At 36.2% G+C, this 15493-nt stretch carries 13 protein-coding genes; 5 read left to right on the top strand and 8 right to left on the bottom strand.

Features of this window, described 5'->3' with window-relative positions:
- Positions 1–3: 3 nt before the first annotated feature.
- From P2W75_RS15170 to P2W75_RS15180, 3 genes are all read right to left on the bottom strand, one after another.
- A complete protein-coding gene (locus tag P2W75_RS15170; RefSeq protein ID WP_276381117.1) occupies positions 4–4383 on the bottom strand; it encodes a CusA/CzcA family heavy metal efflux RND transporter in 4380 nt (1459 codons plus the stop codon).
- A gap of 79 nt (positions 4384–4462) precedes the next feature.
- On the bottom strand, positions 4463–4813 hold the full coding sequence (locus tag P2W75_RS15175) for a hypothetical protein (RefSeq protein WP_276381118.1): 351 nt from the start codon (positions 4811–4813) through the stop codon (positions 4463–4465).
- Positions 4814–5039: 226 nt separating this feature from the next.
- Complete coding sequence (locus tag P2W75_RS15180; protein WP_276381119.1) at positions 5040–5402, bottom strand: helix-turn-helix domain-containing protein; 363 nt, start codon at positions 5400–5402, stop codon at positions 5040–5042.
- Positions 5403–5480: 78 nt separating this feature from the next.
- On the opposite strand from P2W75_RS15180, the gene P2W75_RS15185 reads away from it, so the two are divergent.
- The gene (locus P2W75_RS15185; RefSeq protein ID WP_276381120.1) at positions 5481–6356 is read left to right on the top strand and encodes an NAD(P)H-binding protein; all 876 of its coding nucleotides are present in this window, start codon (positions 5481–5483) and stop codon (positions 6354–6356) included.
- A 93-nt stretch (positions 6357–6449) separates the two neighbouring features.
- Here P2W75_RS15185 and P2W75_RS15190 read toward each other — a convergent pair whose 3' ends face one another.
- The 5 genes from P2W75_RS15190 to P2W75_RS15210 all read right to left on the bottom strand — a co-directional run bounded on the left by P2W75_RS15190 (position 6450) and on the right by P2W75_RS15210 (position 11987).
- Positions 6450–7868 carry a TolC family protein gene (locus tag P2W75_RS15190; protein ID WP_207296008.1) on the bottom strand — a complete coding sequence of 473 codons (1419 nt, stop codon included), beginning with the start codon at positions 7866–7868 and terminating at the stop codon, positions 6450–6452.
- Positions 7849–9204 (bottom strand): HlyD family secretion protein, encoded by a 1356-nt coding sequence (locus P2W75_RS15195; protein WP_276381121.1) that lies wholly within the window; start codon positions 9202–9204, stop codon positions 7849–7851. The genes P2W75_RS15190 and P2W75_RS15195 overlap by 20 nt, the downstream gene beginning before the upstream one ends.
- A gap of 2 nt (positions 9205–9206) precedes the next feature.
- Positions 9207–10862 carry a peptidase domain-containing ABC transporter gene (locus P2W75_RS15200; protein ID WP_207296006.1) on the bottom strand — a complete coding sequence of 552 codons (1656 nt, stop codon included), beginning with the start codon at positions 10860–10862 and terminating at the stop codon, positions 9207–9209.
- Positions 10863–10963: 101 nt separating this feature from the next.
- Positions 10964–11299, bottom strand: a complete 336-nt coding sequence (locus P2W75_RS15205; RefSeq protein WP_239023144.1) for a hypothetical protein — start codon at positions 11297–11299, stop codon at positions 10964–10966.
- 286 nt (positions 11300–11585) lie between these two features.
- Positions 11586–11987, bottom strand: a complete 402-nt coding sequence (locus P2W75_RS15210; protein WP_276381122.1) for a DoxX family protein — start codon at positions 11985–11987, stop codon at positions 11586–11588.
- Positions 11988–12176: 189 nt separating this feature from the next.
- Between P2W75_RS15210 and P2W75_RS15215 the strand changes: the two genes are divergently transcribed.
- The 4 genes from P2W75_RS15215 (at position 12177) to nadA (ending at position 15472) form a co-directional block, all read left to right on the top strand.
- A complete protein-coding gene (locus tag P2W75_RS15215; protein WP_207296003.1) occupies positions 12177–12770 on the top strand; it encodes a TetR/AcrR family transcriptional regulator in 594 nt (197 codons plus the stop codon).
- 11 nt (positions 12771–12781) lie between these two features.
- Complete coding sequence (locus P2W75_RS15220; RefSeq protein ID WP_207296002.1) at positions 12782–12994, top strand: hypothetical protein; 213 nt, start codon at positions 12782–12784, stop codon at positions 12992–12994.
- 3 nt (positions 12995–12997) lie between these two features.
- Positions 12998–14236 carry an MFS transporter gene (locus tag P2W75_RS15225; RefSeq protein ID WP_276381123.1) on the top strand — a complete coding sequence of 413 codons (1239 nt, stop codon included), beginning with the start codon at positions 12998–13000 and terminating at the stop codon, positions 14234–14236.
- Positions 14237–14539: 303 nt separating this feature from the next.
- Positions 14540–15472 carry a quinolinate synthase NadA gene (nadA, locus tag P2W75_RS15230; protein ID WP_276381449.1) on the top strand — a complete coding sequence of 311 codons (933 nt, stop codon included), beginning with the start codon at positions 14540–14542 and terminating at the stop codon, positions 15470–15472.
- Positions 15473–15493 lie beyond the last annotated feature (21 nt).

Consider the following 15493-nt stretch of genomic DNA (forward strand, 5'->3'; position numbering starts at 1 on the left):
GCATTATAAGTTTGTTATCGTTTGCAAGGTTATCAAAGCCTTGTTGTAATTATTTACCGTATCCAAATGTTCATTTTTAATCGTAATGGCTTGATTTACGACCAAAACCCATTGCAGATAATCAATATCTCCATTTCGTAACTGGCTGTTGGCAGCATCAATAATTGTCTGCGCGTTTGCCAATCCTTCATTTTCATAATATTGAAGGCTTTGTTTGAATTTCTGAACTTCTTTGGAAGCATTTTGTATTTGTGCCGAAACCTCAATTTTTACCGCTTCTGATTGTGCTTCTAGATTTTGGTATTCAGCTTTTGCCGCTTTGCTTTTAGCAGATTGGCTCCCGAAAAACAACGGCACGCTTACTCCTGCCGTGATGTAACTGAATCGGTTACCAGAATCATAATACACTTCCTGACCAGCAGCATTGGTTTGAAAACCCGAAATGCTCAAATTGTTATAACCTAAATTTAAATCGGGCATTAAACGCGCTTTCTCTGTTTTCCAACGCCATTTTGCGGCTTCGGCTTCTTGTTTCCAAACTTTTGTCATAGGTAAATCGTCTGTATTTTTAACTTCCGAAAGCTGTCCCGAATCCATTTTTAAGTTTGTTTTTTGAGGCGAATATTGTTTGTCATCTTGCAGCAATGCATTAAACGAACGAAGCGCAATATCAACATCCAATTCTAACATATTCAACTGATTGGTATAAAACTGTCTTGCCGATTGTGAAGCACTTTTTTCTAAAACATTGGTTTCTCCAGCTTTAAATCTCAGTTGTGATTTTTCTTCCATCAAACGATAAATACTGTCCGCATAATGCAAAAGATCGCGTTTGCTGTTGAGCCAAACCAATTCATAATATAATTTACGAACTGATGATTTTACTTCCTGCTGCGTCAGCTGGCTTTGTGCTTTTGCAGCTTCAGCTCCTGCCGTAAACGCCTTTTTCTGGCGAGAATATACCGTTGGGAAATTAATCGTCTGACTGATACCAAAACGTGTATCGTTCAATCGGCTGTTGAATTGTCCGTAATCGGCATCGATTTGTGTTTTGGGAAGATCATAAGCGGATTTATTCAAAAACGTTTTGGATTCTTCGTTGAACTTTGCTGCTTTGATTCTGCTGTTATTTTTAAGCGCAATTTCAATAGATTGCTGCAGCGAAATTTTTTCTGTCTGTTGTGCGTAAACTCCGTTAAAACCATTTAACAGAAATAGCACAACAATAATGGTCGTGATGTTTTTCATTTTCTTTTTCTTTCTAAAAGATTTCATACTATACGTCATCAGGTAAATGGCTGGAAGTACAAAAAGAGTCAATAATGTAGCAGTCACCAATCCGCCGATTACTACGGTTGCTAGCGGACGCTGTACTTCTGCTCCTGCTCCATTGCTTAGCGCCATTGGCAAAAATCCTAAAGAAGCCACCGCTGCGGTCATTAATACTGGACGAAGTCGGTTTTTAGTTCCTGTAATAATGATATCAAAAGGATCTGTGATTTCGCCGTGTTTTTGGATTCGGTTGAATTCTGATATTAAAACAATTCCGTTTAAAACTGCTACTCCAAAAAGCGCAATAAATCCAACTCCTGCCGAAATACTAAACGGCATGTCGCGCATCCATAAAGCAAAAACACCACCAATTGCCGATAACGGAATGGCTGTAAAAATGATAATTCCTTCTTTAAATGATTTAAAAGCAAAATACAATAAGGCAAAAATCATCAATAACGCCGCAGGAACGGCAACTCCAAGTCGGCTTTTGGCTTGCTGTAAGTTTTCGAAAGAACCGCCATACGTAATATAATATCCGGGATCCATTTTGATCTGTGCATTGACTTTCTGCTGTAATTCGTTTACGATACTTTGTACGTCACGTCCGCGAACATTAAAACCAACGATAATTCTACGTTTGGCATCTTCTCGCTGAATCTGGTTTGGACCTTCAATTTCCTGCACCGAGGCCACTTGATACAATGGAATCTGAGTTCCAGAAGGCGTTGCCACCAAAAGATTTCTAACATTTTCAATTCCTTGTCGTCCGCTGTTTTCTACACGTACAACCAAATCAAAACGTTTTTCACCTTCATATATATTTCCGGCAACAGCTCCTGCAAAAGCGGCATTTACAGTTCTATTAATGTCTTGTACATACAAACCATATTTTGCCATTTCTGCCCAATTATAATCAATTACAATTTGAGGCATTCCGGTGACTTTTTCCACGTATAAATCGGCTGTTCCTTTTACGGTTTTGCTGATTGCTCCAAGTTTTTCTGAATATTCGTCGAGTTTGTCCAAATCTTCACCAAATATTTTACAAACGACATCTTGTTTCGCTCCTGTCATTAATTCGTTGAAACGCATTTGCACTGGAAACTGAAAACCTGTTGTAACACCTGGAGCAACATCTTGCACCGTTTTTGCCATTTTTTCGGCTAATTCAGAGAAAGATGCTGCACTTGTCCATTCTGATTTGTCTTTTAAAACAATAATCATATCGCCGCCTTCAATTGGCATCGGGTCAGTCGGAATTTCGGCACTTCCTATTCGGGAAACAACTTTTTTGACTTCGGGATATTGTTTTTTCAATTCAGCCGAAATTTTGACAATGGTTTCTGTTGTAGTCGAAAGATTGGTTCCTAAAAGCATTCGGGTTTCAACTGCAAAATCTCCTTCTTCTAACTGCGGAATAAATTCTCCTCCCATCAATCCGAATAAAAATACTGCGAAACCAAAAAGTACAACTGCCGTAATGACAATGCTTTTTTTGACAGCCAACGCTTTTGTAAGCGCTTTTTCGTACCAATTTTCTAACTTCAGCATGACACGATCGGAAAAATTAAGTTTGTGGCTTATTTTTTTGCTGATGAAAAGCGAACTTACCATTGGCACATACGTCAACGATAATATGAAAGCTCCCAAAATGGCAAATGCAACTGTCTGAGCCATTGGTTTGAACATTTTTCCTTCAATTCCCTGAAGCGATAAAATGGGCAGATATACTATCAAAATGATGATTTGGCCAAAAACAGCCGCGTTCATCATTCTCGAAGCCGAGCCCGAAACTTCTTTGTCCATTTCTTCCTGAGAAATGCTGTCGATAGTTTTGTATTTTTTGGATGTATGAATGTGATGCAGAATAGCTTCAACAATAATTACGGCACCGTCTACAATAAGTCCAAAGTCGAGTGCTCCTAAACTCATTAAGTTTCCGCTTACGCCAAAAGTATTCATCATAATAATGGCAAAAAGCATGGCTAACGGAATTACCGATGCTACAATAAGTCCAGCTCTCAAATTTCCTAGAAATAAAACCAAAACCAGCACTACAATCAAAGCACCTTCCATCAAATTGTGTTCAACCGTTCCGATGGCGTTGTCTACCATTTTGGTACGATCTAAAAAAGGTTCTATTTTAAGACCTTCCGGAAGGATTTTTTCGATTTCGGCTACTTTAGTTTTCACGTTTTCAATGACATTACTCGCGTTTTCACCTTTCAACATCATCACAATTCCCCCAACCGATTCGCCAATATCATCTGTCGTTAAAGCGCCGTACCGTATAGCAGAAGATAATTTTACTTCTGCCACATTTTTAACTAAAACCGGAGTGCCAGCCTGAGTGGTTTTAATGACAATATTTTCAATGTCTTCGATCTTTTTGGCAAGACCAACACTTCGAATGTACGATACCGTTGGACCTTTTTCAATATAAGCGCCTCCTGTGTTCTGATTGCTTCGGCTTAGAGCGGTAAAAACATCACTTATGGTTAAATTCTGCGCTTTTAATCGGGCAGGATTTACGGCAACTTCGTATTGTTTTAACTTTCCTCCAAAGGTTGAAACATCAGCAATTCCGGGAGTTCCTAATAATTGCCTTCTTACAGTCCAATCTTGAATTGTTCGTAAATCGGCTAATGAATATTTACTTTCATAACCGGGCTGTGATTTTAAAACGTATTGGTAGATTTCGCCCAATCCTGTTGTTACGGGTGCCATTTCGGGCATATTGGCATTTTCGTCAATTTCGACTTTCTGTAAACGTTCGGTTACTTGCTGGCGCGCCCAATAGACATCGGTATCGTCATCAAAAACAATCGAAACAACTGATAATCCGAATCTTGAAATACTTCGGCTTTCTTTTAACTGCGGAATATTACTCACCGCTTGTTCAATTGGAAAAGTAATCAGACGTTCAACATCTTCGGCTCCCAATGATGGAGCTGTGGTTATAATCTGCACCTGATTATTAGTGATGTCAGGTACGGCATCGATTGGCAGACGGGTTACTTCAAACACGCCGTAGATAATCCACAGCAATGTAAAAATACCAATCGCCAGTTTATTATTAACTGAAAATTGTATGATTTTATTAAGCATATTTTCTTTTTTTGGAATACTAAAATGCAATACTCGCGCGGTTTAAACAGCACGGCATTGTTACTTCCGATAAAAAGAATTACGCTATTGGAGGTCTGAACAGACTTCCTAAATAAGGATTGATATGAGAATCGTGTTTGTAATTGTTTACAAACTCGGAATCTACAGGAATTACATGTAATGTTGAAGTGTAAATACGACCTGGAATAAAAACAAGATGCTGCGAGTGTGGATCGACTTTTTTAAATGGAAGCTGCATATCGCGTTCATCATCGTTATCGTTGATGTCCTGCCCCAGGTAATGCATAGCGATAAAATCAGTAAAGGCAAGCCCTTGTCCGTTCGACCTTTCCTGATGTTCCATAAAATGCTGTACAAGCACCGGAATTTTAGACAACTGCCCAAAAAAGCAGTTATTAAAATTGATCAAAAGGATTAATATGTACAGGGAAATTTTTCGCACAGCACAAAAATATTAACATTTGACTTTAAGCACAAGTCTTATTTGTTAAATGTTTACCATCAAATGGCTCTTTTAGTGTTTCTAATTCAAAATTTCATCCCATTGGTCTAAATCTTTTAGAAAAAATGCATTTTTTACTGAAAGATTTGTACGATTTTAAGATTAGAATTTAGCATTTCGGCGAAAGCCAGATTTAATCAAAAACTCCTTCTTTTACTTTAAATGTCCAAGCTGCCATTGCTTCGATAACCGGCATTAATCCTTTACCTGCATTGCTGAGTCTGTATGTTACAAAAGGCGGTACAACGGGTTTTGCTTCTCTTATCACCAGTCCATCGGCTTCTAATTGTTTAAGATGCTGGATCAGCATTTTCTCGGTTATTGCCGGAATGGCTCTTTTTAGTTCACTGTAGCGTTTATCGCCTTCACCTAAATGATATACAATAATAGGTTTCCAGTAGCCTCCTAGTTTATCCATAACAAAAGTTACTGGACATTTATCTAAGGCATACTGCTTATTTTCCTGAATGGTCGATGATTCTTTAATTGCGGTCATAATACATACTTTAGGGTAAGTACTTGTATAAAAGTAAGTACAAATATACCTTTGTCTCAACAAATAAAAAAATATATTATGAAAATTATAATTTCTGGTTCATTAGGAAACATAGGAAAACCATTAACAACAAAATTGGTTAAAGCCGGACACGACGTAACGGTAATAACAAGTAGTGCCGATAAAAAAACGGCAATTGAAGCTCTAGGTGCAGAAGCATCTGTAGGTTCTGTAAGTGACAGTGATTTTTTAACTCAAACCATTAACGGAGCTGATGCTTTGTTTGCCATGACACCGCCAAATTTAGGCGGACAAAATGTTATTGCCAATACTACCGAAGCAGGTAAAGCTTACGCAAAAGCAATTCAGGAAACGAATATAAAAAGAGTGGTCATGTTAAGTAGTTTTGGTGCTGATTTACCAAACGGAACGGGGCCAATAGCTGGTTTATACAATATTGAACAATTGTATAATGTTCTTGATACTTCTATCACATTTTTAAGAGCGGGTTATTTTTATACTAACTTTTACAGCAATGTTCCGATGATAAATGCTGCGGGAATTATTGGTGGTAATTATCCTGCTGATTTACAGCTTCCAATGGTACATCCAAATGATATTGCAGATGCTGCGGCGGAAGAATTGCAAAAAATTCCAGCGGGAAAAAACATTCGTTATGTAATGAGTGATATTCGTACTTTGGACGAAGTGGCAAAGGTATTTGGAACTGCAATAGGAAAACCTGAATTACCTTGGGTTGAATTTACTGATGAACAATCGCTTGGAGGTATGATTGAAGCGGGAGTTCCTGAAGAAATCGCTCAACTCTATACCGAAATGGGTGCTGGTTTACGAAGCGGAAAAATTGCTTCACATTTCTTATCTGTAAATGCTTCTGTTGATGGAAAAACAAAATTAGAAGATTTTACTAAAGAGTTTGCTGCGCAATTCTAATAATTAAATTCTGATATAATAATAAAAAAAGCAGCAAATGGTATTTGCTGCTTTCTTAATTAACAATAATAACTAAGTCGAAAAATAAATTTTCTAATCTGGGTTTGCAAGTATCTTGTACAATTCGGCGTTTGAAATATAAAATTGATTCTCAATGCTGATCTGCGATAACTTCGCGCTTACCAGATTATTTTCTCGTGAATTGATTAAAAAGATAGAACTTTCGCCAAATGAAAACAGTTTTTCTTCTGAGTTCAGCATGGTCGTATAGTCTTTAACCAAATTATCAATCACACCTTTTTGTCTTCTTAAAGAAGCTATTTCGGTTTGCTGTGCTTTTATTTTATTTTTAAGTTCAAGTCTCTGCTGTTCGATATCGTACTTTAAATCCTGAATTTTCAGTTTGGCAATTTTCAAACTTCCACGTTCTTTTCTTAGGAAAATCGGAATACTGAAATCGACATTAAACTTATAATCATCGGCATTAAAGGAATCAAAATAAGCAGGTTCTGAAATATAATTGTACCCTACATTTAATTTAGGAAGCAATGAATTGGCTTTTAATTTTCGACCAATTTCCAGCATATCCATTTTAGTTTCTAATGCTTGAATTTTAGGATGCGATTCCAGACTTTCTACTTCTACTAACATAGCATCTGTTTTCAGCGTTCCTTCAACGGTAAGACTTAGGTTTTCTTCTGGTTTTACCATTTCGCCCAATTCTACCGGAACGTTTTCAATCCATAAATAATTAGACAGATACAGTTGTGCTTTGGCTAATTTCAGATTTCCGTTTTCTACGTTTAATTCACGGTTTCTTACGGTAATTCCAGCTTCAACACTGTCAATTGAAGGCGCGTCTCCTAATTCAATCAGTTTTTTTACACCTTGAAAACGAGTGCTGGCAAATCCTAAATATCGTTTGTACAATTGGGCTTCGTTGTAGCTTTTTCTCCATTCAAAATAAGCTTCACTTGCTTTATATAAAACTTCTATTGCTCGTAGTTTTCGCTGTGCCTCACTTAATTTAAGCTGTAATTTTCCTTCTCTTACATCGGCCATACGCTGATTTATGAACATGCCCTGCCCTAATGCCACGCTTACACCAAGAGAAGTCAATCCGGCTTCCGGCGTACGATTCTGCGGGTTGTAATATTGTCCGTCTGTATCATCAAAACCAGCTTTAATTTCAATTCCATACCACGTCGGAATTTTGAAACTGCTGTTTAAGAGCGAATAATATTCGGTTCCTTTGAATTCTTTTTTACTGTAATCTACTTCAATTTTAGGATCAAATCCGCCTCGTGCCATCATAAGGGCTGCCTGTGCATTGCTTATTTCTAAATTGGCTTGTTTTACAAGCGGATGGTATTTTTTTACATATCCCAAAAATTCGCTGTAACTTAATTCTTCTTTATTAAAATCCTGACTGTAAAGAGTCGAAAAACTGAATAAAAATAAAAGAGAAAACAGTTGTACAACGTATTTCAATTTATTTTTTGTCTTTTCCATTTTTTGCCTCTTTTTCGTCTGATTTATAATAATTTGGCGGAAATCCGTTTAGGTTACGCCATATTTCATACCATACCGAAACGGTTTCAAGCAATGCAATACTTTGTGCCCCTGCTCCTATGCTCAGTTCCTTCGGCCATTTATTATCTGGTCCGTCTGGAGAAATCAGGACTCTGTATTTTCCGTTGGCGCTGATAAAGTTTTCGATTGCTACTACTTTTCCGCCATAAGTTCCGTATGATAAACCTGGCCATCCTGAAAATACAATTCTAGGCCATCCGTCGAACCAAACACGTACTTTTGCACCACGATGTACCAGCGGCAAATCGATTGGATCTACATAGGTTTCTACTGCAATATCATAGCTTGCCGGCATAATACTTACAATTGGTGTTCCTTCTTTAATAGTTTCTCCCAAACCTGCTAATAAGGCACGGTTTACATAACCGCTCTGAGGTGCTGTAATGTAATACAAACCGTTTCGCAGACTGTAATTTACATATTGATTCTGCAATTTATTTACCTGAGCTTCTGTATCGTATTGTGTGCTTAAAGCGGTAAATTTGTCACTTCTTGATTTTGAAATTTTCTCAGCATATTCAGCGGTAATACGGCTAATTTCGACTTTGGCATTTATCAATTCGTTTTTACTGCTCAAAAGTTTATTTTGCTGTGTAATGATGTACGCTTCAGATTCCTGAAGTTTTAATCTTTTCTGCTCAACATCTGTAAGTGGTTTTAAACCTTCTTTGTTTAATGCTGTTGAACGGTCAAATTGTGTTTTGGCGATTCTTAACTGTGTTTTTACGGCTTCAAGATCCATGCTGTCGCTTTTTATTTTAAGCTGCGCTTGTCTAATCTTGTTTTGAGCCTGCTGTAATTTCAGTTCTCTTTCTGTATTAAGAGATTTCGCCTGAACTTCTAGTGAATTTACTTTGTCGCCATACGATTCAACAGCCATTTTTTTGGCATCAACCTGTTGTTTTGTATTGCCTACCAAATTTGGATCAAGGTAATCTTCTTTTACCTCAGAAATAAAAACAATAGTATCTCCTTTTTTCACATAATCACCTTCTTGAACGTACCACTTTTCGATTCTTCCAGCAATGGCATTGTGAACAGTTTGTGGTCTTTGATCTGGTTTTAAAGTGGTAACGGAACCGCTTCCAGATATATTTTGTGTCCACGGAAGAAAAAGACATCCTACAGCGAATATCAAAAATCCGATTATTACTTTGTTTAAAATTCTATAATGAGGTCTTCGGGCAACACTTGTAATAGACTTGTATTTGCCCGGAGTTATTAGTACATTATTTTCTTTAGATATATTAAGCATGATTAAAGCTTTATGTCGTTAATAATTTTCCCATCGTCGATCGTTATCATACGGCTGCATTTGTTCTTCCAAATATCATTTTTAGAAGTTACAACTACCGTCCAGTCATTTTCTTCAGAAAGTAAAAAATCAACAATTTTACTCGAAGTCAATTCATCCATTTTATCAACTGGATCTTCAAGGAACAATATATTAGGTCTGTGAACAATACTTCTGGCCAAAAGAATTTTTTGAACATCTGAAGCCGAAAGTTCATTTCCGCCCGGATGAACCTGATGTTCTAATCCGTTCGGGAAGGTTTTAATGTCTGGCGTTAGACCTACATTGTCTAATGCCCATTTTAAATCGTCTGTATTAAGAGCTTCGTTTCCAAAAAGAATATTTTCTTTAATGGTTCCCGCAAAAAGGGTGTCACCTTGTAAAAGAGTTCCTGCTTGTGCTCTGTAACTATCTTCGTTAAGACGATTCATAAAATTGTCAGTTACATACATGGCACCACTTTCTGGTTCAAGCAATCCTGCCAGAAGTCGTAATAAGGTACTTTTTCCAGCTCCGTTAGTTCCTCTTAAAATAATTTTTTCGCCCTGATTGATTTTCAGGTTGATGTTTTTAAGCGCTTTTTTATTATGATCTGGATAGTTATAAGCAATACTTTCGGTTTCAATTGTAATTCCAGTTTCGCTGATGGCAGAGGTTTCTGGAATACAGGCAATTTCCAGATCGGTTACCTGACCAATTTTTTCTACAGATGTTAATACATCATAAAAAGATTCTAAACCAAAAATGATTTTTTCTACCGAATTGATTAACAATACAATTACGATTTCAGCTGCTACGAACTGCCCTATATTCATTTGGTGGTGAATTACCAGAAAACCACCGATTGATAGTAAGGCAGCTGTAACAATAACTTTAAATATAGTTAGCTGAATGTATTGTTTTTTCATTACCTGAAAGTGTTTTTCACGGTAGTTTACATATTGTGATACGTAGCCATCGTTGCGTTCCAACGCGTATTCAAAACCTCCTTTTTTACGGAAGCTGTCGCGGTTGCGGGCAATTTCCTGAAGCCAGGCAGCTACTTTATATTTGAATTTTGATTCGTTCAAACTCGTTTCTAATCCATCTTTATAAGAGAATTTAAAAATGATGTATAAAATGGCGATAAATAAAAGTCCGATTACCATAAAGAAAGAATGATACAAAACCAGTAGAATAATCCCCAGGCCTACTTGCAAAAAGGCGGTACAGAAATCTAAAAGCAGTTTTGCGGTTCCTTTCTGGACCATAAGCGTATCGAAAAAACGGTTGGCTTTTTCTGGCGCATATTCTGAATACATTTCTTTAAATTTAATCAAAGGCAGTCGGTAAGCGAATTCAAAAGAAGAACGAACAAAAATTCGCTGCTGCAGATTTTCTACAATTCGCAGCTGAAGAATCGTTAACACTCCTCCAAAACCAACTCCAATGGTTACCAAAATAACCAGAACAATCCACGATACGCTAAGTTGTCCGCTTTGAATAAAATTAATAATGGCCTGAATTCCTAAAGGCAGTGAAAGATTTACTAAACCGGCAAAAGCGGCATAAAATATAATTTGATATACATCGCGCTTGTCCAGCTTGAGTAAACTAATAAAACGTTTAAAAGGTGTCATGAATTTTATATAAATACAACGTTAATAGATAGATGTTACTATACGGTAAAAACCGTATTAAGGAAATTAGAAATTATTCTAATCCTAACAAAATTAAGTATTTATACAATAAGTCGCGGAGGCGGTAGATGAATTTTACCGTGAAATCCGAAAGAAAAAATCGGATTGTCGATGTATTTTTTTCCGCGTGTTCCCATCTGGAAATACAAACCTGCCAACGAAGTATGCGCAGGCACTAAATAATCTAATAAAGGAATTCCTTTTGCGAGTTTAGCAGTTTTAGTGTCTTTTGTTTCATAATCATCCAGTTCTTCTGGGATTCCGTCACATTTAAAGATTTTTTTAAGAAAGTTACAGGTGATTCCTTTTACAGTATGCGTCTCGGTATTGTTTTTAATGATACGTCCGAAGGTGCTCGAAATATTTATACTGCTCATTAAAAAATAGCCGATAAGCAACGCCTGCAGGCATTTACATAAGATACTATTTCTAATTTGGCTCAACATTTTTTCAATCCTTAATGGGGTGCAAGTTAGAACGAAATCTTGGGCGCAACATTAAAATAACATTAGAATTTAGGTTTTTCGGGGTCTGGGGCTGTTATTTTTTTCTTAAAATAATGCATCAAAAAAGAGGCTTTACAGCCTCTTTAATTTATTTGTAGAATTTTATTACAATTTATTGATTACCTGTATTATTATCTTCAATTTTAGAATTTAAATTTTAATCCCATTTGTTGTTTTTTGAAGCAGCCAGACTTCCTCCTCCTGTAAAAAACAAAGCAAGCGAACCCAAAAAGTACAAACCTAATAGTTCTAATGCCCAGCCTCCAGTTTCACTCAGCTTGCCCACATCGCCTGTGTGAACTAGTAAAAATGCGACTAAACAATTTATAGCCAGTAACAAAGCTCCGATTCTAGTTCTAAAACCAATTATAATTAAAAGAGGTGCTAAAATTTCGCCTATTAAAGCGCCATAGGCTATAAAACTTGGAATTCCTTTTCCTGAAAGCATGCCGCCTATGAATTCTATGCCTCCGTTAAGTTTTCCAATACCGTGGAAAAGCATTAATATCCCTACTGCAAGACGAAGTATCAGCAGACCAAAATCGTTGTTTTTTCTCATGTTTGTGGTTATTAAATGTTAGTAATGCAATCAGTATCTCATACAAAATCAGATTCATATGATAGCTGTTAATAGTAAAAATAATAAAAAATATAAAACTGAAGATTCTAATTTCTAAAAAATAATTATTCATAAATAAGCAAACATTCATTTATTATTATATATTTGCATCAATAAAATCCTTTTATATTGAGAACGAGAGATACTAATAAAGAAGAAATAGTCAAACAGAAAACCATAGAAATGATTGTAAAGCATGGCATCGAGGGCTTTGCAATGAACCGATTAGCAAAAGAATGTGGTATATCTGTCGCGACTCTTTATATTTATTATACTGATAAAGAAGATTTAATTAAAAAAGTGGGAACCGAACTGGGCACTTATTTTTTTAAAAGTTCTTTAAAAGGTTTTTCACCAGACATGCCTTTTGCAGAAGGTCTTGCTAAACAGTGGGAAAACCGTTCTAAGTTTATGATGGAAAACACCGATAAAATTGCCTGCTGGGGAATTCTTCAAAACACTAATTATGGCGAAGAAATAGTGAATGAAAGTCTGGCAGAATTTAAAGAAATCATGACACAGTTTCTAACTGGAGCGATCGAAAGAAAAGAGATTGTTCCGATTTCTAAAGAGGTTTTCTGGAGTATCGCATACGGACCTTTATACAATCTGCTTCGTTTTCATGAAAAAGGAAAAGGACTTGGCGGCGAAACGCCTTTCACGCTGACCAAGGATGTACAAAAAGAAGCATTAGAACTAATAATTAAAGCATTAACACCTTAAATTTTTATGTTATGAATGTATTGATATTCGCAACTAATATAAAAACAGAGTCTAGTAAAAACAAAATCGCAACGTTTCTAAATGCGAACAAATCAATATTGCAATGGACTATTGACCAAGAAGATATTGACTGCGTACTTAGAGTTATAAGCGAGAAACTAAATGCAGGTCAAATAATCGATTTGTTGAATTTTCACAATTTTGACTGCAAAGAATTACAATAATATATGAACGAAAAACAAACTCAATCAACAAGTTTTAATGGTTACCAAAAACTTGTTATATTTCTATTAGCCATAACCCAGTTTACGGTTGTACTGGATTTTATGGTGATGTCTCCTCTTGGAGATATTATGATGAAAACATTAAAAATCACGGCATCACAATTTGGTGTTGCGGTTTCGGCTTATGCTTTTAGTGCCGGGATTTCCGGATTACTAACTGCTGGTTTCGCCGATAAATTCGACCGAAAAAAGCTTTTGCTTTTCTTTTACGTTGGATTTACAATAGGAACTTTATTCTGTGCCCTTGCTCCTAACTTTTATTTATTGGTTGGAGCACGTATTTTCACCGGATTATTTGGCGGAGTAATTGGTTCGATCTCAATGGCAATTGTAGCTGATTTATTTACTTTACAGCAGAGAGGAAAAGTAATGGGGTTTATCCAGATGGGATTTGGTGTGAGCCAGGTTCTTGGAATCCCAATTGGACTTTACATTGCTAATGCATGGGGATGGCACGTGCCTTTTTTATGGATTGCCGGAATGGCCGTAATAATCATTGCTATTTTATACTTTAGATTACAGCCTATTGCAGAACATCTAAACCTGAAACAGGAAAAAACAGCTGTGCAGCATTTACTTCATACTATTTCAAAAAAGAATTATCAGGTTGGTTTTATGTCTACTGCCCTGCTTTCTATTGGAGGTTTTATGATGATGCCTTTTGGAAGTGCTTTTGCAATTAATAATCTAAAAGTAACTAATGACGAACTGCCTTTATTATTTATGGTTACCGGAATTGCGACATTGATTTCAATGCCTTTTATCGGAAAACTAAGTGATAAGGTCAACAAATTTAAAATCTTTGCTTTTGCTACGGTATCCGCTGTGATTTTAATTAATATTTATTCGCATTTTGGTCCAACATCATTTTCAATTGTCTTACTTACGAATGTATTTATGATGGTTACAATCATGAGCCGAATGGTTCCGTCGACTACTTTAACTTCTGCGGTTCCTGATCCTCAGGATCGAGGTGCTTTTATGAGTATTAACTCGTCTTTACAGCAAATGGCTGGAGGATTTGGAGCGGTAATCGCTGGATTGATTATTGTACAAAAAGACAGTTATGCACCGCTTGAGCATTATGATATTTTAGCCATGGTGGCTTCATCGATTATGTTACTTACCATTTATTTAGTTTTTCGCGTAAGCAAAATTGTCGATACTAAAACAAGAATCTAAAATATTCTAAACAGATTTTTTAAAAGCTCTCAATTGCAAAATTGGGAGCTTTTTTATTTGGAAAAAGTGTGATTTTACAAATTTTGGATGAATTACAAAAATGACTTAGAAATGAAGTAAAGATTTGAGTAAAATTTCAATGGTAACAATATAAAAATAAATATAAACAAGTATGATTAGAATCATATTTTAAAAAGAATGTTGATAATACATTTACGCTATTAAAATTACACGTAAGAACATTCCAAAAACAAATAAAAACAAACCACAGTTTTACAAATGTGGAAAATGATGATTGACGAGATGGATAAGAACTTTTTAGCACAGGAAATAATCCGATTGAAAAAAGAAAAGAATGCGGTTATTCTGGCTCACTATTATCAAGATGATGCCATTCAGGATGTAGCTGATTTTATTGGAGACAGTCTTGAATTAGCTAAAAAGGCTCAGAATACCAACGCTGCTATTATTGTTTTTGCCGGAGTGTATTTTATGGCCGAAACTGCCAAAATATTAAATCCTGACAAGAAAGTAATAGTACCAGATTGGAAAGCTGGATGTTCACTTGCAGATGGTTGTAGTCCTGAAGATTTTAAAGCATTTAAAGAAAAATATCCAGATCATGTGGTAGTTACTTACATAAATTGTTCTGCCGAAATAAAAGCTATGAGTGATTTGGTTTGTACTTCGGCAAATGCCAAAAGAATAATCGGTTCTATTCCGGCTGATCAGAAAATTATCTTTGCTCCTGATCAAAATCTGGGGAATTACCTTCAAAAAGAAACCAAACGTGATTTTGTTCTCTGGAAAGGTTCTTGTGTGGTGCACGAGGCCTTTTCACTGGACAAACTTATTGAAATTTATACTAAAAATCCAACTGCAAAAATTGCAGCCCACCCGGAGTCTGAAAGTCATATACTGAAAGTGGCTCATTACATTGGCTCGACTTCGGGTATTATTAATTTTATTAAAACGGATCCTGCTGCCGTTTTCATTGTGGCTACAGAAGCCGGTATCCTTCATGAGCTTTCAAAAGCTGTACCTGAGAAGACACTGATTCCGGCTCCTTCCACAGAAGACAACAGCTGTGCTTGCAGCGAATGTGCTTTCATGAAAATGAATACACTCGAAAAATTGTACTGGTGCCTTAAAAATGAAAGTCCTGAAATATTGATTCAAGAAGATCTTAGGACAAAAGCGCTGAAACCTATAGAGAAAATGCTTGCCTTATCATAAATATACAATAACTCTAAATCA

Origin of the sequence: Flavobacterium sp. H4147 (genome assembly GCF_029360735.1) — a bacterium.
In the GTDB taxonomy this organism is placed as follows: Bacteria; Bacteroidota; Bacteroidia; order Flavobacteriales; family Flavobacteriaceae; genus Flavobacterium; species Flavobacterium endoglycinae.